This window comes from Cohnella yongneupensis (assembly GCF_042655785.1).
GTDB lineage: Bacteria > Bacillota > Bacilli > Paenibacillales > Paenibacillaceae > Cohnella > Cohnella yongneupensis.
The window spans coordinates 49,136-74,958 of sequence record NZ_JBHSNC010000057.1 but is presented as its reverse complement, the minus strand read 5'-3'; the positions used below and the strand labels follow the sequence as shown (position 1 = coordinate 74,958).

Here is a 25,823-nt window from a genome sequence, read left to right as displayed (position 1 = left end):
ACGAATTAAGGTTTGCGCGCAATTAGCTTAACGCCGTATGGCTCGATTTCCGCTGCGCCCATTAGCTCGCGTCCGGAAAGGCAATCGGAGACCGTTTCTTTGAACGTGACGGACATAGCGCTTGCCGAATAATTAAAGAAGAAATAGAGCTCCTTGCCATCCGCTTCCCGGGCGACGACTTCGACTTCCAGCGGCACTTCAGCCCACGCGGCTATCGGGTCCACGATACCTAGACGGTCGAGCAACGCCGACGTATTGTCCGGCGTAAAATACGCGCCGCAGTAGACGACCGCGCCTTGGCCTACTGGCACGCGAACGATCGCCGGCTTGCCCGCGTAATAATCCTTCGTATAACGCGCGAGCACTTCCGCATTGCCTTGGCGCGGCTCCACGATTTCGTTAAAGGCAGGCGCCGGCCATTCGGTTTCTTCGCCCGTGAACGACATCATGGACGGCTCGTCGCTATCCACCATAGTAAAGTCCGTTATTTCCACGCCGGCCAGCTCTTTGATCACGCCAGGGAACGCCTGCATGTAAGCTTGATTGTCGCGGTCTTTATAGCCGCTTCGCGGACCAAACACAAGCGTTCCGCCTTGTTCTACATAAGCCCGAAGCAACCGCACGTCTTCTTCGTTCAGCAGTTGGGCGTTAGAGTAGAACATTACGGCATATTTCCGGACGAGCTCGTCGGTCTCGCTCAAATGTTGATAGGATAGCTGGTCCACCGTAACATGCCGCTCGTTCAGCGCCTGGTAGATCGATTCGACGCTGCTCCAGCCTTCCCAGGCGGTGAACCGTTCGATTTTCCAATGGCTCTCGTTATCGTAGTCGTATAATTGCGCGGCCGTTGCCTTCACGCGGCTGTTCAGGAGCAGCTCTTTAACCGTTGCAATCTCTTCGCCGAGACGCTTGGCCTCATCCAATCGCCAGTTCGGCTGGTTGCCGTAATGATTCAGCCCGTGCCACAGCGTCTCCGATCCGTACGGTACCGTTCTCCAGCGGAAGAAGAGCACGCCGTCCGCGCCGTTCGCGATGGACTGCCACGCCCATAGGCGCATTTGTCCCGGCTTCGGCGTCATGAGCAAATAATCTTCCGGACCGCTGAGCACGCCGCCGACTTGACCGCCCGGTCCTGCTTGCTGCTCCAGAATCAGAAATTTCTCGGAATGGCCTCTTACGCGTCCCAATGAAAGGCCCATACCGCGATCGCGGAAGTGCTTAGGACGATCTTTGCGCTTTAACGCGAACGCCGGATAAGAGTCGTAAGACATGAAGTCGAGCGCCTCGCGGGTTAATTTCTCATTGTCCAGGTTGCTGAACAACCCGTTATGGGTAATGAACTGGTGCGGCGCCGCAGCCTTGAGAATATCGTATTGCACGCGCGCGAAGTCGACGACCGTATCAGATGTAAATCGGTAGAAATCAAGCAGCAGGCTCGGATTGTGGTAGGTAGCCGTTGGACGAGGCAAGTAAACTTGGCCCCAGTCGGTGTAAGTTTGCGCCCAAAACGCGGTGCCCCAAGCCCGGTTGAGCTCGTCTAGACTTCCGTATTTCAGTTGGCACCATTCACGAAACGCGACATGATCGCTTTCGGCAAAGCTAACGTCCATATGGCAATTGAATTCGTTATCGATTTGCCAACCGATGACGGACGGATGATCCTTGTAATGCTCCGCCATCTGGGTGACGATTTTGCGGCACAAGTCCACGTACACCGGCGAAGTATAGTTATAATGGCGACGGGAACCGTGCGTCATCGCGTCCCCTTCGAAGTTGACTCGCAGTACCTCGGGATACTTTTCGGTAAGCCATGCGGGAGGCGTATACGTCGGCGTTCCCAGAATAACCTTCAGGTCATGCTTGACGCAGAGCGCGATGGCCTGGTCGAACAGCTCGAAGCTGTATCGGCCTTCCTCGGGCTCCCATACGTTCCAAGCCCCTTCGCCCATGCGGACGACGTTCATCCCCATTTCTTTGATGCGCCGGAAATCGTCATCCCACATCGATTGCTCCCAGTGCTCCGGGAAGTAGCAAACCCCATACAGAAAGTGCTCGCCACCGTATGATTTATGTACTTTCACGTAAGTTCCTCCTTCTTTGTCCTGCCATCTACCCGACAGTATACAGGATGCGGTGTGAACAAGATGTAAAGCATTCTCGGCTTTCTCCATCCGCAATCGCGACCCCTTTCGCGCATTTCGGGAATAAAAAAAGGCGCATCCCGCGCCTCTTTCTTCGTGCTTATTTGCCGCTGTTTTCTTGAATTTTTTTGGCGGCTTGGTCTTGCCACTCGGTCAGTAGCGTGTTCGTGTCTTTTTCCATTTTGGCCAAGTCGTACACGCCGTTCCACAAAATATCGAATTCGAAGTTGCGAACCGGCGGCTTCGTGGACGGATCGGCTGGCGGATATGCGAACATCGCTTTCATGTTCTTGCCGGCAAACCGCGGATCCTCGGTAGCGTACGCATCTTGGATTGCCGGATTCGTGAGAATCGGACCGCCCCATGCTTTTTTGGATAGCAGCGTTTGATAGTCTTCGCTAATCAAGTAGCTGAGTACTTGAACGGAAGCGTCCGGATATTTACTTACCGGGCTTACGGTCAATACGTGAGTGAACGGTGTCGGCGCAACGCCCGGGTTTTCCGGCAGTTGCGGATACGATACGAGATCCCAGTTAAAGCCGGCGCCCTGGTCTACAGCATCAGCCAAGTTACGCGTGAAGTCCCAATACGGATACATCGCGACGTTTTTATCGTTCAGGAAGGCGCTTCCCCACATGAGCATTTTACCGGAACGTTCTTGCGGATCGCTCGGATAGTTGCCCGGAATCGAAAGAATCGTTTTAACGCGGTCCATCCATTGTTGATAAACCTCTTTGTTAAGCGTCGAGAACGTCGGTTCCACGGTATCCGGTACGTCGCGCTTGTATTGGTCCAGCAAAGTAAACGGATAGTCGAAGTCTAATCCGCGATATTGAACGCCGCCTTCGTTGCGCGTCACTTGTTTCGCGAGATCGACGATCTCGTCCCATGTCATGCTGTCTCTAGGATATTCGACGCCGAGTTTATCGAAGATGTCTTTGTTGTAGAACAAAGCGTCCGGAATCATCATATACGGCATGCCGTATAGCTTTCCGTCTCGGCGGTTAATGTCTTTGATCAGGTTCGGTTGGATTTGGCTTAGATCGATGCCGTATTTGTCGATGAACGGTTGAAGATCGAATTCAAGCTTTTTGGGCATGAGGTCTTCATCGATTTTGGTGATGCCTTGCAAATACATGATGTCCGGAACGATGCCTTGGCTAATATCCTCATCGTTCATCTTATCTACGAAATTCAATTTAATGTTCGGATACTTGGCTTCCAGCGGAGCTTTGATCGTCGTGTTGAAAGTATCTTCGCCGAACGGATAATAGAAAGATAGTTCTACGTTATCGGTCGGGAATTGCGCAACCTCTTGCGAAGCCGGAGCGGATGCCGACGCCGATGGCGCCGCGGAGCCTGCCGGGCTTGCCGAGGGAGTGTTGGATGCGTTATTGTTGCTGCCGGAACAACCGGTAACCAATCCGGCGATCAGACCGGTCATAACGGCGCCGCCTACGATTTTATACAATGCTTTGTTCATGGTTAACCCCCCAATTAGAAAGTCGGTGCCTATCTTCTGTATTCCTTTTCAAGTATAAACGCCTTCTTGTGAAATTGATGTGAACAATAATTTGAAATAAAAAGGAGGGTAGCAAGCCCCTCCTTCTCGTTTGTATCGTATTATTTCTTCTTGCCGGTCAATTGCACGGTGCCGATCAACGATGCTTTTTCCCAAGCGTCATCGGACTTCGAATGCCAGGACAGCTTGGCATGCTTGTCTTTGCCGTCGTCGTTATCGTTGAGCATGACGTCGAAACCGATTTTTTTGTAGGTGCCGATTTTATTGCCCAAGACGTTCTTCCAAGGAATAGCGTATTCGACGATATAGCCCTTGTCCGTATCGGTTTGTTTAAACTTAGCGCCTTTTACGTCAGGGGTTGCCCAATTGTTGCCGGTCCATCCAGCCATCTTGTCCGAGCCATAGCCCAATTGCCATACGCTGTCGTTAACGCCCATACCGTTGTCCTTGCTGTTGTCCGGATCGATATACAGCTCAATGCCGTCGCCTTTAGGTGGAGCGATGTCTTTAACCTTCTTGTTGTCGGTTACTTGGACCAGGATGTAAAGGTTTTTGTCGTCCCACATCGCTTTCCACGAACCGGACAAATCCGCTGCGTCTTTAGGAGCCGTGAATTTGTTTCCAGGCGTCGGAGCCGGGAAGTTTTCTATTTTGTGTAACTTGGCGGTACTCCAAGCCTTGTCTACTTTGCCGTCGATAACCGGAGCCTTTTGAGCGTAACCGATGCTGGCGTCGGCAGGTGCAGCGGCACTAGCAACGCTTGCCACACCGAAAATCAATGCAGAGGATACAAAACCCGTAACGCACTTTTTCAGACTTTTCATTGGACATGACCTCCATGGAATAATTATCTACTTACCCTTGCATTATAAGAAAACGGATGTGAATATCGCGTGTAGGTTTGTAAGCGCTTAAATCGAAAACGCATGTTTTTATTCCGCTTGCACTCCGAAAGTCTTGTTAAGATGAAGTCCCGTTTGTCTTAACGGCGATTCGACCCTCATGGCCCACACCTTCTCCAACTCCTTCAGCATCTCGGGTTCGGCGCTTAAGGTGCCTGTCTCGTCCATCATGGTCGGCCCGTCGATCGTCCTATACACGTTTCCTTGGAACGATCCGAACTCCGCTTCTTTGACATGGACCCCCGAGCCTTTGAGGATGAAAATATTGTTGCTGAACCTGGAGTCGGGCATTGCCCCGACGACGCACCCTCGTCCGTGTTCGTTATAAATCACGTTGTTGTGAATATCGCAATCATAGATTCTGCCGTCCGCCAGATACGTATAGATCCCCGAGTTATGGTCTCCTTGGCCGTCGTTCTCGCTTATGCAATAACGAATGGTGTTGTTCACGACCGGATCTCCGCCGCCGTACTGGCAAAGCAAATAGCCGCAACCATTGTTCTCGTAGGCATAATTAAACTGCATAAGGCTGTTCGTCGTTCCGCCGTCAAAGTCGAAGCCGCCACCGTCTCTTTGAGGGGACCGGTTATGATGGGAGATACAATATTGTATCGTAACTCTGTCCGCTCCGCAGGCCGTCCATATGCCCACCGGCCCGTTGGAGTTGATTTGCTGCATATCCCACCCGTTCTCCGCGGCTTCGCAATACTCCACCATTGCGTCTTGAACGTTGAAGAGAACAATTCCGCTGCCGCTGTGGTTGTCCGTGATCGTCGGATCTCCCGGATTGTTGATCGCTTTGCAATAGCCGATATAGATTTCGTGCGATCGTCGTCCGAAGGTTGTGATTCCGGCGTACCCGTTCTCTTGGGCTAGTACGTGCGTCAAGCGAATGTGCGAACAGCCGTCTATGGCAACGCCGGCTTTTTGAAATCCCGTTGCTCTGACCTGATCAATGTCAATCTGGCTGGAATCGATCAGCCCTATTCCGACGCCTTGTCTGTTCCCCGCGTTCCGCCCTGCTCCCCGCACGTCGATAGACGTTATCCGTACGCCGTTGCAACGATCCACTACGATTCCCGATCCGGCCCCCCCGTCAATCAGCGCGCGGTCGTCACCGAAAGAACAAATGACAACCGGTTCTTCCGCGGTGACATCCTTGATGCGAACGGTGCCCGCGAAAGATTTGCCTCCTTCAAAAAGGATCCGATCGCCGCTATTATATTTTTCTTCGTTCACCCTATCAATCGTGCTCCAAGCTTCCTGTGGCGATTTGCCGGAATTGCGATCCTCGCCATTTAGGCTTACATAATAATCCATTTCCCTACATCCTCCTGTCGGATATCCGTTGAAAATGATCTCGACTTGATGATAATAGGTTCGATGTAAAGATAGTGTGCAATAAAGCCGGCAAGGAATCACCGCGTAACGATTGAACATTAGGAGCACTAACTCTACTTGTGTGGATTCCTCGACTTTCAGCAATACTAAAGAGGATAAAATAGGCAATCATCCATGCCAGGAGGACAAGCCGTGGGACCGATCGGCAACATTTACTGGAACGACATGCGCAAGCTTTGGACCAACACCGCTGCCGCGGTCGTCATCCTTGGTCTCGTTTTTCTTCCGTCTTTGTATGCTTGGTTCAACATTGAAGCGTCGTGGGACCCCTACGGCCATACCGAAGGACTCAAGGTCGCAGTGGTGAACGAAGACGAGGGGACGACTGTTCGGGGAAGAAACATTCGGCTCGGTGACGAGATCGTGACGGCTTTGAACTCGAATAAAGCGATCGGTTGGGTGTTCATGGACGGGGAGCAAGCGTTGGACGAGGTACGCCATGGGGATATCTATGCCGCGGTTACGATTCCGAGCGACTTCTCGGCCAAGATCGCTACGGTGCTGGTGGGCAAACCGCAGAAGGCGGAAATCGGCTATACCGTTAACGAGAAAATCAATGCCATTGCTCCGAAGATTACGGCCAAAGGGGCGAGCGGTATCGTCGAAGAGGTCCGCGGCAAATTCGTGAAGACAGCGAACGAAGCGATTTTCAGTGTGCTCAATGAAATCGGCGGCGAGCTTCAGACGAATAAGCCCGCGATCGAACAAGTGCGAGATACCGTATTCCGGCTAGAATCGATGATTCCCGAAATCAATCATTCCATCGAGGTTGCGCAGAACGATGTAGCCAAAGCGGAAAAGATCGCTCGCAAGGTGCAGGACGATCTTCCGGTCGTAGAGCAGCTTGCCAAGCAAGGCGCCGACGCCGCTTCCCGTACGGCGAATTTTCTTGAGAGCAGCTCAATTGCGCTGGATACGGCAGTTCCGGATTTTAAGCAGACATTACAGCGGCTCGAGGAAACCGCGCGCTACATAACGGAAACTGGCGCAGCTCTACAAGCAGCTCTTGCCGATCATCCCGAGCAAGTTGCAGACCTTCCAGACCTTGCGATCCCGAGACTTACGACAGCCGTCGGCACGTCGAAAGGACTCCTCCAAGCACTCGAAGGGTTGAATAAGCTCGGAGCTGAACAACCTTTGTTGTCTTCCGCTTCAACCCGGGTTCAATCCGTATATGACCTTCTTGAGAAGCAGTTGCAGGCGGCTACCAGTATTCGCGAGGCGCTTGCCAATAACAAAGAGCCTTCGCAGACGTTAGCGCACAAGATTAGCGACCTCTCCGGGCGCGCTTCTTCCGAGCTTACGGAAATATTAAAACGTTACGACGCTGAGATCGCGCCAGGAATCAGACAAGCCGCAGACCGCGCTAAGGTCGCTGCGCACGAGGCGCAACGCGTGCTGACCGACGCCGTTGCGGGACTTCCTGACGTGGAAGGGATAGTGAGCGATGCTAGCAAAGGATTGGTTCGCGGTGCTGAAGAGTTAGCGAGGATCCGCCAGGCGATGCCCGCGGCGGAATCGAAAATCGAGGCGCTTGCGGATCGGATCCGCCAGCTAGAGAAAGAAGGGAATTTGGACGAGCTGATCGCTTTGCTTACGCGCAGTGCCGAGCAGGAGAGCGATTTTTTCGCCGAACCGGTCGTTCTGAAGGAGACGCGATTATATCCCGTTCCGAACTACGGCTCGGCGATGTCGCCGTTTTTTACTACGCTATCGTTATGGGTTGGAGCCCTGCTGCTCGTGTCGTTGATCCCTGTTGAAATTCACGGATCTGCAGTCGCGTACGAAAGCTATCAGGTCTATTTAGGCCGCTACCTTACTTTCGCGACGTTGGCCATAGCACAATCCATCATCGTAACCTTCGGAGATTTGTTTCTATTGCACGCCTATGTGGCGGATAAGCTACCTTTCGTTCTGTTCGGCATATTGCTTAGCGTCGTATTCATGTTCATGGTATACACGCTCGTCTCCGTCTTCGGCAACGTCGGCAAGGCTATCGCGATCGTGTTGCTTGTCCTCCAGCTCGCCGGATCCGGCGGAACGTTCCCGATCGAGGTGCATGCTCCCTTCTTCCAAGCGATCCATCCTTTCCTTCCGTTCACGTACGGTATCAGCCTCATGCGAGAAGCCGTCGGCGGAATGCTGTGGGATATAGCGGTGCGCGATATGGAAGCTATAGCTATCTTCGCGGGAATAGCTTTCGTGCTGGGAGTCGTGCTGAAGGAACGGATTAATAGAGCATCGGCCGCCTTGGTGCGCAAGGCGAAAGAAAGCGGCCTCATCCATTAGGACGGGGATTTCCTCGCTGCCAAATAATGATAAACCTCCGACGGATACATGTTCAGCGATTGCATCAACACCGCGCAAAACCCGATCGTCTTGTCCAATTCCTCGTTGCCGTCTGAAAGCAGCAGTTCCCGCTTCCGAAAATATTCAGTCAACCGATTGTAGGGTTCCTCGTATTCCGGCGAGACCGGATACGCGCACTCATGAACCATCGTCATCAGTTCGCATGCACCCTTCACTCTCTTGAAATACTGCATTTTCGCCTGAAGGACATCCGGATTACCGTCTACCGTCTCGAACGCAGCCGCCAAAAACTTCTTGTTTTTGCGGAGCGACTTCCAATCTTGCGAGTCCAGTTCAATCTCGAACGCCTCGGCGACCTCGTCCTGCAGATCGTCTAGCAACGGGAATCTAGAGGCGTATCCGAGACTTTCGATGAGTCCCGTGTAATACCAAAGCTGTTGATCGCGCCCCCGTTTGAATCTCGACCAAGTTTCCGGACCATGTTTGTCCAAATCACGTTTAATCGAACGTATGTTATGCAGTTTATCGGCGCAAGCGACCATCCGAATTGGAAGCGATGCATCTCTCAAGTAATCTAGCGTATGTTGCTTGCGCTCCTCCCAAGTCGCCGATTTGTCCGGCTCGGAGCAGCCTTCCACGATTTCTAGCACGACGGGACCGAATTTTTTCAGCAATTGCTCGCTGCTCGTATCCGTGTCTTCAAGCGTATCATGCAGGATGCCCGCGGCGACAACCTGTTCCTTGCAACCTGCCCGCTGCAAAATCATTCCTACGGCATAAGGATGACTCACGTAGGGGATCTTCGTTCCTTTACGCGTCTGCTTGCGATGGGCATGGGCGGCAAATTCGATTGCACGATCGATAAGCGTCATTGGAACACCCCTTCTTCATCGTTAATGTTACATTTCTCTACAAAATAGAAATCCCCTCCTATTTCCATCAATGCCGAACCTATTGTAGACGGTGTACCCTTACGAAAGCATACACTTGATCGGAGATCGTGATCGTAACTGCATCCGTCTTCACGGTCCCATTCGAATAAGTCGCCGTAAAAACGAACGTATAAGCTCCGTCTTCTAATTGCAAGAAATCAATATTCGTGTCGGCACTGCGTAAAATACCGCTCCAGCTTGTTCTTCGAACGGCATCGTTCGCGGATAATGTCTTCGCGTTCCCGTCGAACATGCTAACGGTAACGCTGACTGCTTTCGTGCTTGAAGCTCCGGTATCCGTCGTCCCCGCTTCCAAAACGAATGCTTCGCCAGCCCAGAACGTGTCCGCGGATCGATCCGGGTTATGCTTCGAATTGTAAACTTGACGATTACTCTCCCATTCCGGCGTATGCTTAACCGTGCCTATCACCGAAAGCGCTTCGACGCGAATCGTCTTCATGATGGACACAGGTGGAGCCGTCCCGTCGCTTACCGTCATAGATACCGTCCAAAGTCCAGGAGTTAGCATGCGCAAAGAAGGTCCGCTATGTTGGAGATAGGGAGCATTCCTTTGATAGTTATAAGACTGCCTTGTTCCTGTTGGCGAGGTTATCTCGTAGGCCACTTGTAACGCGTCTTGATCCGGATCGTCAACCGCCGTACTGAACTGAACCATATCTCCTTCGTACACCGGCGAAGGCGACCAGCTGAAATCTCCAGTCGGCGGTCGGTTGTTAATGACATGGATTACTTTAGAAACAACTTGGACATTCCCGTTCGGCGTTCTAGATGTCCATTCGAATGTATAATTGCCATCGGGTATCGTCGGAACGGTGTAGGCCGCAGATACCCACGTCTTGCTTCCAACACCAGTCGTCGCGGTTACCGTGCCCGTCAAGCTAATCGATTGCTGATAAGAAGTTCCCTTGAACAACTTAACGATTGTTTGGTTGGGATACTCCGTTGTTATGGCCCGAATGGTAATTGGATCCTTGGTGACGATATCCGTTACATCTGTCGCCGTTGCGCTATCGACGCGCGGCACAAGATTAATCGGCGTTAAAACCTTCATACTAAAGTCTTGGTACGCTGAAGTCCCATTTACACCGTTAGCTTGAATTCGATAATTATAAGTCCCATCTGGCGTTGTCGCAGGAATGGCCGTCGTGTAATCATCCCAGCTAATGTCGCTACCACTCATCGTTCCCGTGAAATATGAAACGGTTTTGTTAATGTAGCTACCCATTAAGAACTGCAAGTTGACGCTTAACGGGAATCGCGTCCAAAGCTCGTAACCTGTTACGCTTTCGCTCGCCGGTACACCACCTGCGATAGTGAAAGTAGAATCTGTTGCTTTCAATTTTGCCTTGAGCTGCGGTGGCGGTGTTGCAGCCAGCACAAAATCTAGCCCGAACGGATCTGACCAAGCGCCTTCAACGTCTTTTACCGTGTATTCCAGGTGATAGCTACCTGGCTGCAGCTCGTCCGGAATTTTGTAATACCATTCGCCATTGAACTGGTACCGGATTTTACGTTCTACGATACCTCGAGCAACCGGATCGCTAACGTTGTGATCTAGATCATACGACTTATCTACCCACGTCGTTTTGTAACAGCTGCAACCCATATTGTACGTCCAGTCGAGAGTCGCCAGCGCAAATGGTTTGCGATGCACGCGGATAACCGTTTCAGCTTCATTGGAGTAGTAACTGTATTGCGCGAGCTTCGGATCCGTAGAAGGCTGATCTTTGACTCGCCTGTAAATCGTGTACTCCCCAGGGTAAGCGAAGCTTGTTTTTAACGTCTCCGCAGACCAACCGGTAGGATCGTATGCCGCCTTCGCAAATGCTGCATGTCCGGTCGGATTGTCATAGAAATTCTCGTTATGGACGTACATCGTCTGCTTTTGAATGATCGGATCAAGTTCCGGATCCTTCTCGTCCGTAAGCAGAGTAAATGCCTCGTTCACTTGCACCGTCTGCGTCGCCGTTGGTGGATTACGAGATGCAATAAGATCAACGACACTTTGCACAATCGCCTCTATCGGCTGGCCAGTATTGGCAATATAGTCAGCTGGTGAAGATTGCGATTGAATCCCTGATGTGCCGACGAGAATAACTCTGGCATCCGACAAGCCTTTAACTTGGTTAAAGTCCGCAAGCTCATTAACGATTCCGTCGGAGATGTAAATCACGTATTTGGTCGAAGTCGTTCTCGAAAATGGATTCGTTAACAGCTGGCGCACGTCTTTACTGATGGTACCTGAGTAATAACCGTAATAATTGCTTACCCATCTCCAATCATACTCATGGTATGATTCTTGCCATGTTCTAGTTGCCGATCCAGAGTAGTGTGCTGTATAGAGTGTGGAACATGACCCATTTTTCCTACTGGTGTCGGTGCTTGGACATCCGCTTGAAGGACTGGTATAGGTTCTGCTTAAACTACCCTTATAACCACCACTATCATAGGCGTAGCTGTCGCCACACGACCCAGTAAAACTCTCCGTCCCATGACCATCTTTGTCATAGGAGACATTTTGGGTATTCGTGCAAACTGCTTCTTTCGTTTGCGTATCTGACATATCTTTGAGCTTGTCTGATCCGAAATCTTGGTTCGAACCATTATCGGTTATGGAGCTTCGGGTAAGCACTCCACAATAACCGTTATTGCAATAATTAGTTGATGTCGGCGGGTAGCTCTGACCTGTGACATTGGTTGTCGAAGCAGGTTGCGTGTAAGTGTAGGTGTGCATGTCCCACAGACTTACGTAAGGATCTATTCCTTCCTTCCGCAGTTCGTTATTAATCGTTACGCCATTACTTTTTAAGTAATCGATCTTTGCTTGCGCCAAGTTTTTGTCGGCAAGGAAGTAAGTGTCGACTTGCTCCTGCTTGGTAGGAATGTCCGTGTAGATATCGCTGTATGGAATGTAGTTATTGATTTCAAATTCAAATTGCTTTGTTGTCTGCCGTTTATCAGCTGCAGTTAAATATTCAGGGAACGTATCTTGGCCATAATTTTCATTGACCATCACGACGATACGATATTTTCCTAGCTTTGAGATCGGCGGTTTATACTGTGGAACTGGGCTCGTAAACGAGTCGATGAGCTGCGTGTACGTCTCATCCCCCGCCGAGTCATAGTAAACCTTAAAACTTTGGTTAGATATCACGTCGCCATCGGTACTTACCGCATCATAAGAAGGAGTAAGCGCATCCTCACGGCTGATTTCACTAGAGTAAGGATAAAAGATTACGGCAGGATTCTCGTCGCGAAGCACGCTAAATGGCAGGACATAGGCTTCTGACGTTCGACCTAGCGCATTCTTAACGGTGAGCGTAAGCTGATACCGGCCAGGTTGTTTATATAGAAATTCTTTATGCTGCGCTTGGTTAACTTTTAATCTCCGATCGGCATCGCTACTTTCTCCTAGCGCCGACCAAGACCATTGCCAATCGACTAATGGATAAGTAGCTTGCACATAAGCATCAACCGCTTGCGCCGATGTGTCATCTACCGTCATCTTGCGGTTCTCCTTAAAGGATCCACCCTTTAAGAGAAACTGTGCCGTTGGTACCGTATCGTGCACGTAAACATAGCGTACGCTTTGACAGCCAGGATCATAGCCTGCCGGATCCTCTATGCGAGGGTCGTTAGTCGGAAATGGAACCCACTGAACCATGATTTGATGAATTCCGTCGAGGTCATCACCGAATACATAGTTTCCGCTAAAGAAATCAGCATCGCTTATAAGTCTTCCATCCAGAAATACTTTGCGAGATTGGACTTTGCTAGCGTCCGTCTGATCTGATGCGCCATAAGATACAATGTCGAATGCATCTTTAGGGATTGTAGCAGCACAGGAAAGCAGAGGCGGTAATGCCGGATCTGGATCTGTTATCACTCTATGAGGCAAATCCGGAACAAATATCGGAACCGTGTCTTTAAAATAAATCGTATAGCTCGCATCGCCTTTATCAAACGTCATGGCAACATTCTCAGATTCATAATGTGTCTCTGCATGTAACTGTATAAAGACTTGATCATCGATAGAGAAGTCATTCTTATTGAAAGTGATTGCACTATCGGTAAACCTTCCGATCTGACGATCGTTATCGAAGATAACTTTGCCGTTCTGATCCGTCTTATAGGTGTTTACGATCGGCGTCTTACCCGCAATGTTGTAGGTAATCGTGAATTGCCAGTAGTTCACATCACTTCGGGTATAGTATTCAAGCTTCCGGAATCGATCCTTGAACATCACGTCGTCGTCACTCGGGTCAACTTTGCGATCGTCGTTGATGATAGAAGAAAAATCGAAGGACCATTTCCAATTTTCCGGTGCCGTTCTTAAATCGACTTGGGTCTGACTTGCTGTACTTGAGATAACCCATTTTTCGTTGAGTGTTTTCGTAGGCTTAACAGTTGTACTCTTCATCCCAGGCTTCTTTTTGCTACTGCTCTTTAACCGATCTATAGCAAACTCTTGGTACCAAATACTGCCGTCAGAACGTTGGTTAAGCATGCGCCCTTGGCCGCCAGCCCACGTGGACGGTGTTTGTTCTACGTACATGTAATCGAACAAATTTCGTTTTGTTTTATTACCTTCTGGATCCTTCGGATAATCATTTTTCGTTTCAATAATCCCACCGTTGAAGTTATTGACATGTATGATTTTATTAACAGCGTCAATGGTGTTTTGTCCTTTAGAATATATATCTTTCGCATCAGTAAGGTTATTACCAAACAATTTTAATGGCGAAAATCCGCTTGGTTTATTTTTATTTGAACTTGGAATAACCGTGCTATCCCATGGCCGATAAATCCACATTTTATCTTCCGGATCCACATTGCTCGCTGCACCGCCATCACGAGGGAAATTATTATTCGCGTAAAGATTTCCGTTTCGATCGTATCCGTGATAGCGATACTCGCCTTTTTCTCCGGTGTCTGAACTTTTGTAGTACGGATGCTTAACCGGTGGATTGTCCCCCTCTAGCTTCTCGTATGTATTGGGGTGTTCCTCTCCCTCAAGATCCAACCAACGCGACTTGAAATCTGTTGATTTCAAGTTTACTTCCGCAAGTTTGCCGTAAGCGACAAGTTTCGTCTCATCGTATAGCTTTTGGTTAAACAATTTCGTTTTTCCTGACACAAGTATGCAGCGATCAAAACCTGGCGGCGGCTTAAGTTCTGTATGACCGGCGTTACAGTCCACGACATTATCCGTTGTTGCTGCTGAAATGGGTTGCGCAACAACAGATAAAATGGAGGCTAAAAAACCGAGTAGCAAGGTGAAAGTAATGTATCTATCTCTACGCCCTCTGCGTCCTATCATTTGCTAGTCCTCCTATTTATCTCCGTATGCGCCTATCGAAATACTGATCGCATCTGCATTTGAAGGGGCATAAAGTAAAATATCCCGCCGTTCAAGCGTTTTTTTAACATCTACTGCTTGCCCTTTACGGTTTGCCGCGATAGCACTTTCGATCATTTTTTTAACCGGTGCAGAGTCTTTATAGAGTATGTCTATCATTTGATAAAGAGGTTTAAGAGCTCTCTCTGCATATCCATCAACCGTTATGAGATTAAGCGTATAATTGTTGCCCGTAAACGAGATATACATATCGGTGTAAGTCCCCGTGTCTGACATATCTACGTAATATAACTGATGAAAAGCTTTTGCTTTTTGATCTGCATTTTCATAATAACTAAGTCCGGCATTTTCTTCATCCGTCGACCCTTGGTAAGAAGATTGTGCGGCGCGAAGTTTGTCATACACTACCTTCATTTCTTCATTTGCAAATACAAACACTCTGCTTTGATAACCTGGATTCGTGACCATGGAGTACGGAACACCTTTTAGACTTACATTAACCTTACTTCTCTTAGATACATCTGGAAGCAAAGCCACGATCTTCACGGCTTCTGCACGGGTAATCGTCGTAGTTGGATTAAAGTAACCGTTACTGCCGACCATAATGCCACGAAGAGCAACACTTGCAATTTTCCTTTGCGCCGCTAGACCATTTGCACGATTCAAGTCTTTAAATAACTGTGGACCGGCAACATCAGCATATCCAAAATCTATATTTCCATGAAAGTAACTATCCAAATTATCGATCATGTATGCGGCATCTAGGCGAGTGAGTTTATCATCGTAATGCTTTTCATATTCATATTCGTGTATTACACCCATGGCCTTCGAGCTTTCTGCGTAGTTGATATACCATGGAGTGCCTTGCGTGAAGCTTACACGTGGATCATATAATGCTCTCCGTGCCCAATCGGGCACCAACGCTTCTAACGATCGATTCCAATGTATTCTCCCGTCCGGATCCTTTTCCGACATCGAGAGGAAGATCATCTTCAAAAACTCTGCAACCGTTACCGGATCGTTTGGCTTAAACGTTCCATTCGAATAGCCATTCACGATCCCCTTCGCGACAGCTTCGTTAATATAATCGTACGCCCAGTGGGTTGCAGGAACATCCTTAAAAGCAGGCGTGCTCGCCTTATCCTCTGCATAAGTGGGTAGAACTGCGAGAATGACTAGAACTACTAATATAGCTGCGATTTTTTTCATTTGGATGCTCTCCTTAGAGTTGAATTAGGCTTAGCACGCATTAGAAAAGCACCACGAAACAAGGGGTCTCCTTGAATGCGCGGTGCTTCCGGCTGCGGTATGTTATTCATTCAAACCATATGCAAACAATATACCATTATTAGACATTATTTAACAACCGCTAATTAGGATTCCGAATCCCATTGGAACTGCGCGCCGCAAAATGGCACAAACATAAGCTTCGTTTGCCCGATTTCGATAACGTCCCCTGCTTTTAACTCTTCCGCGGCAATAATCTCCTCGTTGTTCAAATAGACGATGCCGCGCCCTTCGCCGGGGAACACTCGGAATAGGCTTTTCTTCGGGTTGTAGCTGACGATCGCATGATTTTCGCGGGATATCGACTCATCGCCGGAAATTCGTACGTCCATCGACTCGCCGCGGCCGATAAAATTGCGCTCGGTACGCAAGCGATAATCTTTGCCTTTATCGGCGCCTGAGATGCAGACGAGCCAGCCTACGACCGGATCGATGCCGAGCTTTTTGCGATACATGCCGACGGTTTTGCCTTCATCGCTAGCGATGGGCGATGCAACCGGACGAGGCGATACGAGCGGAATCCCCGCCTGAGGCTGCGGCATAGTCTGCTGCATGCCCCCGTTACCACCGCCATCGACCTTAACGCCGCAATGCGGGCAGAAATTATGCTTTACCGGATCGAAAAAATGACCATTGGCGCAACGAACATTTTGCATGCGATTGCCTCCCTATGAAAATGTACGGCTTCGCTTATAGCGCTCCGTCTTTGAACAGCGTGAAATAGGTGTTGCCCGCGTCGTTCGAATCGACATCCAGCACGAGGATATCGTTATGTCCGTCGTAGTCGAAATCACCGAATAACGGTGCTACCGCAGCGCTGAATCCGGACAAATCGAAAATTTGCCGACAGACCAAATTCTTCTGCGCATCATCCCACTTCCAAACTCTTCCTTGAAGGACGCCGTTCACTTCGCTGACGGTGACGACCTCGTACGTCCCGTTACCGTCGATATCGGCGGTATGGAAATTGGATGACAGAATACCTTCTCCGAACGAGAACAAGGCCGTTTCTTCAAAGTTGCTGCCGTTCCACTCGTTCGCGTGAATCGTGCCGTCTTCTCCCCAGTAGAGCAATTCGCTGATCCCGTCGCCATTCAAATCGGCCAGTTGCATGTTATTTGGGTATTTCTCCAGAGTCAGCGCTTCCGAACTCGGATTCGATGATACGTTATACGTGATGTAATAGGTTCCGTCTCTAGTGGTAAGGGCCGCAACATCGCCGACGGAATCGCTATCCAACCGTCCGTAAGTTACTTCGAGAAGTTGTTCATCCGTCTCGATAAAGTTATTTACAGGCGTTGTTCCTTGATCCATTCCCATCTCGTATATTTTATTGACTGCAATCGCCACGAGCGTATCCGTGCCGTTGCCCGGTGATCGAGCGAGACCAATCACTGACTCTGGCACGTCGTATATTCCCCATGCCGTAAATCCGTTTCCGTTCCATTTGAACGCGGTCACCTGCGCACTTCCGTTGTCTAGCGGATATCCGAGTCCCAACTCGACGGTTCCGTCACTATTCAAATCGGCAACCTGATAGGTAGAAAGCGGATACGTCTCGAACACGCCGGATGTTTGAGCAAAATATTGTTGATCCGCGGTCAACTCGCCTCCGGTATCCGGTTCGGCGGATGGCGTCGGTTCCACGGACGGAGACGGTTCGACGAGATCATCGGACGGTGCAGGCGACGGTTCTTCTTTCTCTTCTCCCAAGCTGACCGTCAACTCGACGACATCGCCGGATTCCATTGTCGTGCCTGAAGACGGGGACTGTTTAATAACCTCCCCTTTGTCGTACTTGTCGTTGTAATCTTCCTCGACTTCGTATTTAATCCCCTTACTCCGCAGTTCCTTGCGTACGTCGGCGATTGCCATGCCTTTATAATTGCCGATCTTCTTGTCTTCGCCGCCTCCCGAGATGTAAAAGAACGCGCCGATTCCAAGACCAACGACGACTAGCGCGGAAATCAAACCGATCCAGAGCCCTTTTCTCGATTGCTGCGGACGCGGTTGCGGATTGTACGATACATAAGGGGCGTTTGACTGAGCATGCATTGGTGCTTGTTGATACGGTTGCGATGGTGCTTGTTGATAGTTTTGCGATGGCGCTTGTTGATACGGTTGCGATGGCGCTTGTTGATACGGCTGAGTTGACTGCGGTTGCTGACCTCCGTAAGACTGCGCAAAGAACGGCTGCCGCGCATCCTGCTGAGGACTTGCCGAACTTGCCGCGCCTGCCCCGCTCACCGGATACGCCGGACTACCTGATGCCTCATGTCCATACCCACCCGCGCTTTGCGCTTGCTGAGGGACGTGCACGGTCGCATTCGGATCCCGATAAGGCTGCGTCGGTTGTTGATCGGGCGACATCGCTCCTCCGCCAGACAATGCCTGCTGGAATTCGCCCATCGACTGATAGCGCAGAGGCGCCCGCACGGACAACGCCTTCAATAATGCAGTCTCGGCATGCGGCGGAATCGCCACGCCAAGGCTAGACGGCAGCTCCAGCGTATCTTCTTCCATTCGGTCAAGCGACTCCGGCGGCACGGTGCCTACGATCGAGCGATAAAGCGTAGCCGCGGCCGCGTAAACGTCAGTCCAAGGACCTTGCTTTCCCTTAGTCCGGTATTGCTCTTCAGGGGCGAAGCCTGGCTTCAAGATGACGGACAAACTCTTGCTATGCTCGGTAATCGAATGACGCGCCGCGCCGAAATCGAGCAGCTTGACTTGTCGTCCCGTCGTTATGTAAATATTGTCCGGACTAATATCCCGGTGCAGCAAGCCGTTGGCATGCACGTCGGCCAGCGCTTCGAGCACCGGGTTCATGATCGATTTGGCCGTCTCGAACGGGATTTTGCCTCCCATTTGCTCGAGATATTGCTTGAACGTAATCCCGTCCAAATAGTACATGACCAAATACGCCGTTCCGTTCTCGCGGAAGAAGTCTCTGACGGATACGATGCCTTGCGAGTTGTTGAATTGAGCGAGTATTTTCGCTTCTTCGAGAAACTTCTCGAGGCCGCTCAGGAAGTGCTGCCGGTTGTCACCGGAATAGACCGACACTTCCGTCTGCTGCGCCGATCTCGTCGCAAAATCGCGAGGCAAATATTCCTTCACGGCCAGCTTTGTATCCAAATTTATATCCCAAGCCAAGTAAGTAATGCCGAATCCGCCTTGTCCCAGTACTCTGCCTAGCAAATAGCGATCGTTCAACATCGTTCGCGGCACTAGATGCTGCGGCGATTCCGGCAACGTTCCTTCCACGAATCCGCAAGTCGGACATTGCGATGCCTCGCCTTTGTTCGTCATACATCCCATGCATAGCTGCTGTAGATTCATCGGCTTCTCCCCTCCTTACCTCAAGACTCTACGAAAATCGCGATAGACGAGTAATTGTCATGCCCGGGTTTCACTCTTGGCAAAAGACGCTGTTCCATTCGCCGGATCCAATCTTTCGGCGTTGCCGACTTCGCGAGATCGATCTCCATCTCCGTCTCCGTGACGTATTCCCATAATCCGTCCGTACAGAGCAGAAATCGATCTCCCGGCTTCAATGTGACGTTCGTACGAACGTCCGGCCGAGCCGCCCCCTCCGCTCCGAGCACGCGTAACAATCTGCTGCGGTCTTCATGCTGACGAATTTGCGCCCGGGTAATTACCCCTAAATTAACGAGACTTTGGCAGACGCTATGGTCTTTCGTCTCCGACGCGATTGCCCCGTCCCGAAAATGATAGAGTCGAGAATCCCCCACATGCGCCCATGAAGCGGTCTTATGATCGCTGGCTAGCACGACGATCGTCGTACGCATCGAGGCGAGACGCATCTCTAGCTTTTGCCGCGCATGCAGCGCTTCCTGGGCTTCTTGAATGTAATACCTCATAATCGCGTCCGAATGCAGCATTTTGCGGCCTGCCGTCTCGACGATTCTGGAAACGGCGATCAGAGAAGCGAACTCTCCGCCTTCATGTCCGCCAAGCCCGTCCGCGACGACCCAACAGCCGAATCGTTGCTGCTGCACGTAATTGCAATAATCCTCGTTCGATTTCCTGCCGCCGGCCTCGCTACTTGAAGCAGCAATGAACTTCATCGCCGCACCGCCCCTCGGTGTACAAGCTTATCTAACTTCGAACAGCACGTTCGGATTCGTAAGATAGAATCGCTCTCCTCGCTGCAAGGCGTAAAATTGCCCAGGTACGAGCTTTTCTCCAGATTGCAGGTAGGTCCCGTTCGAAGAGCCGTTATCTTCCAAAATAAACTGGTCGTTCAACGCATCGTATTGTATCGTGCAATGTTTGCGGCTTACGTCGGGCGTATTCGTGAACACGAGCTGGCTTTGCAACGGATCGCGTCCGATCGAGATCGGCCCGCCCGTCAGATCGAAGTCGTTGCCGGCGAACTCTCCAGTAATACCGAACAAAGAAGGCGGCTTTATCTGCGCTTCATAATAATCGGGACTAGACGCAGGAGGTGATACCGGTCCGACGTGAGGCACGCTAGGCGCCGGCGCCTGCACTGGAAATTGCGGATAGACGCCGCCCCCTGCCGCTACGGCCATCGGACGCTGCTTGCGACGGTTGAGGTTAACTACGACCACAATCGCCGCGACTAAGCCAACGACTCCCCCGATCCAATACCATTGCGTGTCGCTAGAAGAGGAAGACTCTTCGTCATCGCTGTTCGAACTCCCGTTTCCGCCCTTACTGCCGCTTGAGGCGAGCTCGTATTCTACGTCGTTTTGCTCAAGCAACGGAATCAGTTCATCCACTTGCACTGCCCCGTATAGACCTTGCGCGTCTTCTCCCGTAATCGTAATCGTATTAATTCCAATAACGTCTCCGTTATCGTTAACGAGCGGTCCGCCGGAGTTGCCGTGATTGATTGTCGCCGTAACCTGATACATCGCTCTTCCTTGCGACACGTCATCGACGATTTTGCTAACGTTGCCCTGGGCGATCGTTACGTTCTCCGGTCTGGAATCAAGCTGCTGCTCTTTGCCGAAGGCTTTGTCCGCGATGCCCGGAAACCCGAGCGTCCATACGTGTTCGATCGGGCTAACGTCCTTGCTCTCGACGAGCTTGAAAGGCTTCATCTTGATCGGACGCTCCAGCTCGAGCAACGCTAGATCTTGACGGTCTTGCGTATAAAAATCGATAACTTTAGCCGGGATTAGCGAATCCTCGGACTGCGGCTCGTCGTGGACGATGAAAACCGCCTGCGTTCCGTCAATGACGTGATGATTAGTCACGAAATACTTGACCTCGTCGGATGTCCCGACCGGCCACGCCGTACCGAGACTCGCCTGCTCCTCATCGAGAGGCGCGTAAACGCGCACGACGCTCTCCCGCGCCTTCAGAATCTTATCTTCCGGCGTTGCCGCGGATGCGACCGGAACAATCAACAACCCGGATAGCAAGCTAATCGCGCCGAAATATCCGCCTAACTTACGAAAGACCGATAAATTGTCCAACTTCGCCGCCCCCTACCTATAAGCTAATATCGCTACGGTAACGTTATCTTGATTCGCAATGCCTTTGGCTAGCGCGGCTTGCACGAGCGACTCCGCGATCTGCTGCGGATGTCCGCCTTCCGTGAAGCACCGGCTCATCTCCGACTCCGTAATCGCTCCGTGTAAGCCATCGCTGCACAACATAACGCAATCTCCATGCTGGAGAGGGTACGGTGTCAAGTTCTTATCGATCTCCTGCACTTCCGGAATACCCAGATAGCTTGTTAAAGTTGCCCGCTCCGGATGGCTCTCCGCCTGCTCCCGCGAGATAATGCCGTTCCTTACGTCCTCTTGCAGCTTGCGGCCATAGACATGATCCGTCGTCAATTGCGTGACGTTGCCTTGTCTAGCGAGATAAATCCGGCTGTCACCGACGGAAATCCAATACAGCTTACCCTCTTGAATGACCGCGGTCATTAACGTCGTTCCGATGTTCCACTCCATATCGGAATCGCGCGCCAATCGGCAGACCGCTTCGTTGGCAAGCCGCACGCCTCTTAATAGCGCTTCGGGGATCGATTCCGACGCCTTCCTCTCCCCGTATTGCCGCAACATCGTGCCGACCGCGAGATTGCTCGTCTCTCTCCCTTTGGCGAGACCTCCCATCCCGTCCGCGAGCACCGCGTAAAAACCGGTAAGGCGTACTTGCGATTCGTCGTCGAAATCCGAAAATGCGAAAGCGTCCTGTTGTTCTTGCCGCGCGCCGATATGCTGGGCATTACCAGGCACGACTTTCGCCGCGAAGCCGGTCCCGGACACCATGCCGGATGAAACCGCAGTTTGCATCGGAGATTCCGTCAGTTCGTTCGCGGGCGAATGCTCCGGCTTGTTCTTACCCAAAGAAGCTCTGCCCCTTCGCTTGCGAGCGACCAACGCGCCGGCAATGAATCCGACAGCCGCGCATGCGACGGCAATTCCCCCGATCCACACCGGCTTCGTCCAATTCGCCTTCCCATCCTCGTCGGCTGCAGCTTTAGGCTCGGCGTTCGGATCGTTCGCCGTTTCCGGAGTTCCACTTTCAGCAGGTACCGGGCTTTCGCTCTCCTTAGGTTCCACGCTCGCGCTGCTCGCAGGTGTTTCTCCTGCGATCGATTTGAGGAACGGCAACTTCGATTCCGCTTCCGCCCGACCCGCGCATGCCAGTAGCAGCACGCATACGCATAACACCGCTATCAAGATCCCAACTGCGAATGAATTCTTCGATGAACGAACGCCCCGCCTAACCCACATGCCTTGTCCCCCTAATTACGCCAAACCCGATCCGTTATGTACTAAAAAAACGGCATTCTAATATACTTATCAGAGACCGTTGCAAGCGAATATTTATAGCCAAAATGAACGAAATAAATAGCAAATTATTCTAACAATTCTCATTTATACTACCAAATTTAGCACAAGAGAACTATAGCGGAACTACTCGATTAGTAACAAATTTTGTTGTCAAACGCGCGAATACGTGCTACTATCTGATTGGTTAATAACCCAAATCATGGGAGGAATTGTTGGAATGTCGATCAATGGGTACAGTTTTTCGGAGGATTGGCTTAACGTGCTAGTCGCAATCCATGTAATTTCCGCGATTGTTGGTATCGGTCCCGCATTCTTCTCCCATGTGCTTCTACGCAAAGGCCAAACCTTGAACCAATTGAGAAACTCGCTGCAACTAGTCAAAAAGCTTGAACTGTTTCCGAAAATTCTCGGCTCTCTCGCGGTCGTATCCGGCTTGCTGCTCGCTTGGCTCGGCGACTACGGCTTCGATCAATTGTGGATTTACGGTTCGATCGCGCTCTACGTTATTATTCAGATCGTCGTCATCGGCTTCATGGCTCCCGCGGGTGCCAGAGCAGCCGCTCAAGCGTTCGCTTCCACGGATGATTCCGAGAAGCCTGCCAACGATGTTTTGAGCGCTGCTGTAAGCAAAGTGAACGCAATCAATTACATCGCCACGACTTTGGGCATCATTCTGTTCCTGTTCATGTTCTTCAAGCCGACCCTCTGATTTCCGCATAGATGACGACCGAACCCCGCCCCGCGCGGGGTTCTTACTTTTTTGTTAACATCCCCTGACAAAATGCCGTCGGAAGACTATAATAACAAGGATACGTTTTCTATCCATCGATGTCCTTGAGGTGCTTGAAATTGACCATTATCGTATATGATCTTGAAATGACGGTGAGGCGCAAGAAAGGCCAAATCGCCGAAATCATAGAAATCGGGGCCGCGAAAGTCGGTTTAGCCGACGGAGTGCCGCAAATTATATCCACCTTCCAATCGTTCGTTAAACCGGTGGTCGTCCCGCAGCTAACAACGGACACGATGTCGTTCACCGGCATCACGCAAGATAACGTTAACGACGCGGGCACGCTTTCCCAAGTCGTCCGCGACTTCACCGATTGGATCGGATCCGAAGAGTACTTTTTGTGCGCGTGGGGTCCCGACGATCAGCGCCAGCTCGTGCAAGAATGCCGCCAGCATCAGATCCCGACAGAATGGATCGTGAACCATAACAATTTACAGAAGATGCTCTCCAAAATATATAAGCTCGAAAAACAGCAGCAGATGGGGCTGAAGCCCGCGCTCGAAATGCTCGAAATTCCGTTCGAGGGCTCCCACCACCGCGCGCTCGACGATGCGATGAACACCGCGCAAATTCTCGTCAAGCTGTACGACAAGCTGCAGTTCAAACATAACAAAATCAGCGAAGAGGCGAAGATCGAAAGCGAAGTCGTCTACAAAACCGACCACTACGAGAACTTGCCGTTCGCAGGACTCGCCAATCTGTTTTCCAAAGACTAAGCGCGACGAATAAGGGACTGTTTCCCCTCCAGCTTCGGAGGATTGGAAACAGTCCCTTCGTATGCGCCTGCCTTATTTGTTGCGTAACAACCTAAGCGGCGGCTCGTCTAACAGCAGCTTCCTTGCGCCGTCCCACGCCGCGCGGATGATCCGCTCCAAACGCCAGGCGGCGCCTCCCGCCGCTTGCAGAACGACGCCGTAACGCGCCGTATGCGAGATGCCCCAGCTCACGCCTTCCGCAAGCGCGGGAGCCGCGTTCAACCATTCGCGAAGCGAGGCAGCCGTACTAGCGTTCACCCGATCGGAGAAGATCGAGAACGAGCCGATATGCGTCGCGTCGCCGAAGCAACCTGCCGACCGGAGCGGCATATGCGAAGGCTCCCAACGTTGCCGCTGATAATGGACGAGCTCGCCGTTATACCGGACCGTCACCCGATTGTCATACGTGCGGAACGCGAACGATTCCCCTCGCGATAACCTGCCCGGGCTGAAAATATCGCTCGCCATGCAGATCGCTCCAGCCGCGAGATCGATCTCGGTCTCGCTTGCAAACCGCGCGTCCTTGAACAGCATGACGGGCTCCGGCATCCACTCCAGCACGGCGTTCCGTTCCAGCGCCAACCGCTGCGTCAACCGCGATTCGCCTTCGCCGCACGGATGTACGCGCGTGTACGCCTGGTTCGTCGCGTACACTCTGACATTCTCCTGCACGCGCCAATCGAAGCGATACCGATCTCCTTCCAATAGCCCTGGAGAACCGTCCATCTGTACGACCGCTAGTTGCTTCGTTCCATTACCGTCCAACTGGAACGTTTTGGCGATCTTAAGCGGGGATGTATGATAGCGCGAGATCAGTTCCGGCCGCCCGTAGACGAGCCCCGCGACGACGCATAGCTCGGCAGGGCGAAGCACGGAAACTTCTTCGGCTTCCGCCGCGCTAGATAGCCGCCGCATGGCGGCCCGCCTCCTGCGCGACCCATCCCGCCACGACGTCGAGTCCGTCGCCGCCGAACAAGTTCGTGAACACGAACGGCCTGTCGCCGCGCATGCGTCTGGAGTCGTCCTCCATCACCTGCAAGCTTGCGCCTACGTATGGTGCGAGATCGATTTTGTTAATGATGAGCAAGTCGGAGCGCATGATGCCCGGCCCGCCTTTGCGCGGGATTTTCTCCCCTTGGGCGACGTCAATAATATAGATGAACCGGTCGACGAGCTCGGGGCTGAACGCTGCCGCCAAGTTGTCTCCGCCGCTCTCGATCAAGATGAGATCGAGATTCGGGAACCGCCCCTCCAGTTCTTCGACCGCCTCGAAGTTCATCGAAGCGTCCTCGCGGATCGCCGTGTGCGGACATCCGCCCGTCTCTACGCCGATGATCCGTTCCGATGGCAGGCATCCAGTGTCCGTCAAGATACGCGCGTCTTCCTTCGTATAGATATCGTTCGTAATGACCGCTAAGTTCAGCTTATCCTTCAATTGAAAGGCGAGTTGCTCGACCAGCTTCGTCTTGCCGGAGCCGACAGGTCCTCCGATACCGATCCGCATCGGTCTGCCGCCTACGATCTCGGGCGTCTCCCACCCGTGATGATGATGTTGCCCTTCTTTTCCTTGGCACATAGCAATCCCTCCGAATAGTTAAGTTTATGT

General features: G+C 51.4%; 17 protein-coding genes. 3 read left to right on the top strand and 14 right to left on the bottom strand.

The genetic code is table 11. The features are described from left to right. Positions 1-5: 5 nt before the first annotated feature. From ACFPQ4_RS21685 to ACFPQ4_RS21670, 4 genes are all read right to left on the bottom strand, one after another. Positions 6-2,081 (bottom strand): beta-galactosidase, encoded by a 2,076-nt coding sequence (locus ACFPQ4_RS21685; RefSeq protein ID WP_378114009.1) that lies wholly within the window; start codon positions 2,079-2,081, stop codon positions 6-8. A 160-nt stretch (positions 2,082-2,241) separates the two neighbouring features. Continuing rightward, positions 2,242-3,624: an ABC transporter substrate-binding protein gene (locus tag ACFPQ4_RS21680; protein WP_378114007.1), complete on the bottom strand. Its 1,383-nt coding sequence runs from the start codon at positions 3,622-3,624 to the stop codon at positions 2,242-2,244. Positions 3,625-3,764: 140 nt separating this feature from the next. Continuing rightward, entirely contained in the window at positions 3,765-4,487 is a 723-nt protein-coding gene (locus ACFPQ4_RS21675) for a sugar-binding protein (protein ID WP_378114006.1), read from the bottom strand. A gap of 108 nt (positions 4,488-4,595) precedes the next feature. Further along, positions 4,596-5,885, bottom strand: a complete 1,290-nt coding sequence (locus tag ACFPQ4_RS21670; protein WP_378114005.1) for a right-handed parallel beta-helix repeat-containing protein — start codon at positions 5,883-5,885, stop codon at positions 4,596-4,598. A 213-nt stretch (positions 5,886-6,098) separates the two neighbouring features. Between ACFPQ4_RS21670 and ACFPQ4_RS21665 the strand changes: the two genes are divergently transcribed. Next, a complete protein-coding gene (locus tag ACFPQ4_RS21665) occupies positions 6,099-8,255 on the top strand; it encodes a YhgE/Pip family protein (RefSeq protein ID WP_378114004.1) in 2,157 nt (718 codons plus the stop codon). Here the strand turns inward: ACFPQ4_RS21665 and ACFPQ4_RS21660 are convergent. From ACFPQ4_RS21660 to ACFPQ4_RS21625, 8 genes are all read right to left on the bottom strand, one after another. After that, a complete protein-coding gene (locus ACFPQ4_RS21660; RefSeq protein WP_378114003.1) occupies positions 8,252-9,148 on the bottom strand; it encodes an HD domain-containing protein in 897 nt (298 codons plus the stop codon). The two genes, ACFPQ4_RS21665 and ACFPQ4_RS21660, sit on opposite strands and share 4 nt — an antisense overlap. A 79-nt stretch (positions 9,149-9,227) precedes the next feature. Further along, complete coding sequence (locus ACFPQ4_RS21655; protein WP_378114002.1) at positions 9,228-14,549, bottom strand: Athe_2463 domain-containing protein; 5,322 nt, start codon at positions 14,547-14,549, stop codon at positions 9,228-9,230. Positions 14,550-14,561: 12 nt separating this feature from the next. Then, positions 14,562-15,797 carry an S-layer homology domain-containing protein gene (locus tag ACFPQ4_RS21650; protein ID WP_378114001.1) on the bottom strand — a complete coding sequence of 412 codons (1,236 nt, stop codon included), beginning with the start codon at positions 15,795-15,797 and terminating at the stop codon, positions 14,562-14,564. Between the two features lie 164 nt (positions 15,798-15,961). Then, positions 15,962-16,531, bottom strand: coding sequence for an FHA domain-containing protein (locus ACFPQ4_RS21645; RefSeq protein ID WP_378114000.1), 570 nt, complete (start codon positions 16,529-16,531; stop codon positions 15,962-15,964). Between the two features lie 34 nt (positions 16,532-16,565). Then, positions 16,566-19,214, bottom strand: a complete 2,649-nt coding sequence (locus tag ACFPQ4_RS21640) for a protein kinase domain-containing protein (RefSeq protein WP_378113999.1) — start codon at positions 19,212-19,214, stop codon at positions 16,566-16,568. Positions 19,215-19,234: 20 nt separating this feature from the next. Further along, positions 19,235-19,963 (bottom strand): PP2C family protein-serine/threonine phosphatase, encoded by a 729-nt coding sequence (locus ACFPQ4_RS21635; protein WP_378113998.1) that lies wholly within the window; start codon positions 19,961-19,963, stop codon positions 19,235-19,237. Between the two features lie 27 nt (positions 19,964-19,990). Next, entirely contained in the window at positions 19,991-21,343 is a 1,353-nt protein-coding gene (locus tag ACFPQ4_RS21630) for a trypsin-like peptidase domain-containing protein (protein ID WP_378113997.1), read from the bottom strand. A 12-nt stretch (positions 21,344-21,355) separates the two neighbouring features. After that, complete coding sequence (locus tag ACFPQ4_RS21625) at positions 21,356-22,612, bottom strand: protein phosphatase 2C domain-containing protein (RefSeq protein ID WP_378113996.1); 1,257 nt, start codon at positions 22,610-22,612, stop codon at positions 21,356-21,358. Between the two features lie 277 nt (positions 22,613-22,889). Between ACFPQ4_RS21625 and ACFPQ4_RS21620 the strand changes: the two genes are divergently transcribed. Together ACFPQ4_RS21620 and ACFPQ4_RS21615 are read left to right on the top strand one after the other, a co-directional pair. After that, positions 22,890-23,381, top strand: a complete 492-nt coding sequence (locus tag ACFPQ4_RS21620) for a DUF2269 family protein (RefSeq protein ID WP_378113995.1) — start codon at positions 22,890-22,892, stop codon at positions 23,379-23,381. Between the two features lie 140 nt (positions 23,382-23,521). Continuing rightward, the gene (locus ACFPQ4_RS21615) at positions 23,522-24,178 is read left to right on the top strand and encodes a 3'-5' exonuclease (RefSeq protein WP_378113994.1); all 657 of its coding nucleotides are present in this window, start codon (positions 23,522-23,524) and stop codon (positions 24,176-24,178) included. A 72-nt stretch (positions 24,179-24,250) separates the two neighbouring features. Here the strand turns inward: ACFPQ4_RS21615 and ACFPQ4_RS21610 are convergent, their stop codons facing one another. Both ACFPQ4_RS21610 and ureG read right to left on the bottom strand, forming a co-directional pair. Continuing rightward, complete coding sequence (locus ACFPQ4_RS21610) at positions 24,251-25,132, bottom strand: urease accessory protein UreD (protein WP_378113993.1); 882 nt, start codon at positions 25,130-25,132, stop codon at positions 24,251-24,253. Then, entirely contained in the window at positions 25,116-25,793 is a 678-nt protein-coding gene (gene ureG / locus ACFPQ4_RS21605; protein WP_378113992.1) for an urease accessory protein UreG, read from the bottom strand. The genes ACFPQ4_RS21610 and ureG overlap by 17 nt, the downstream gene beginning before the upstream one ends. Positions 25,794-25,823 lie beyond the last annotated feature (30 nt).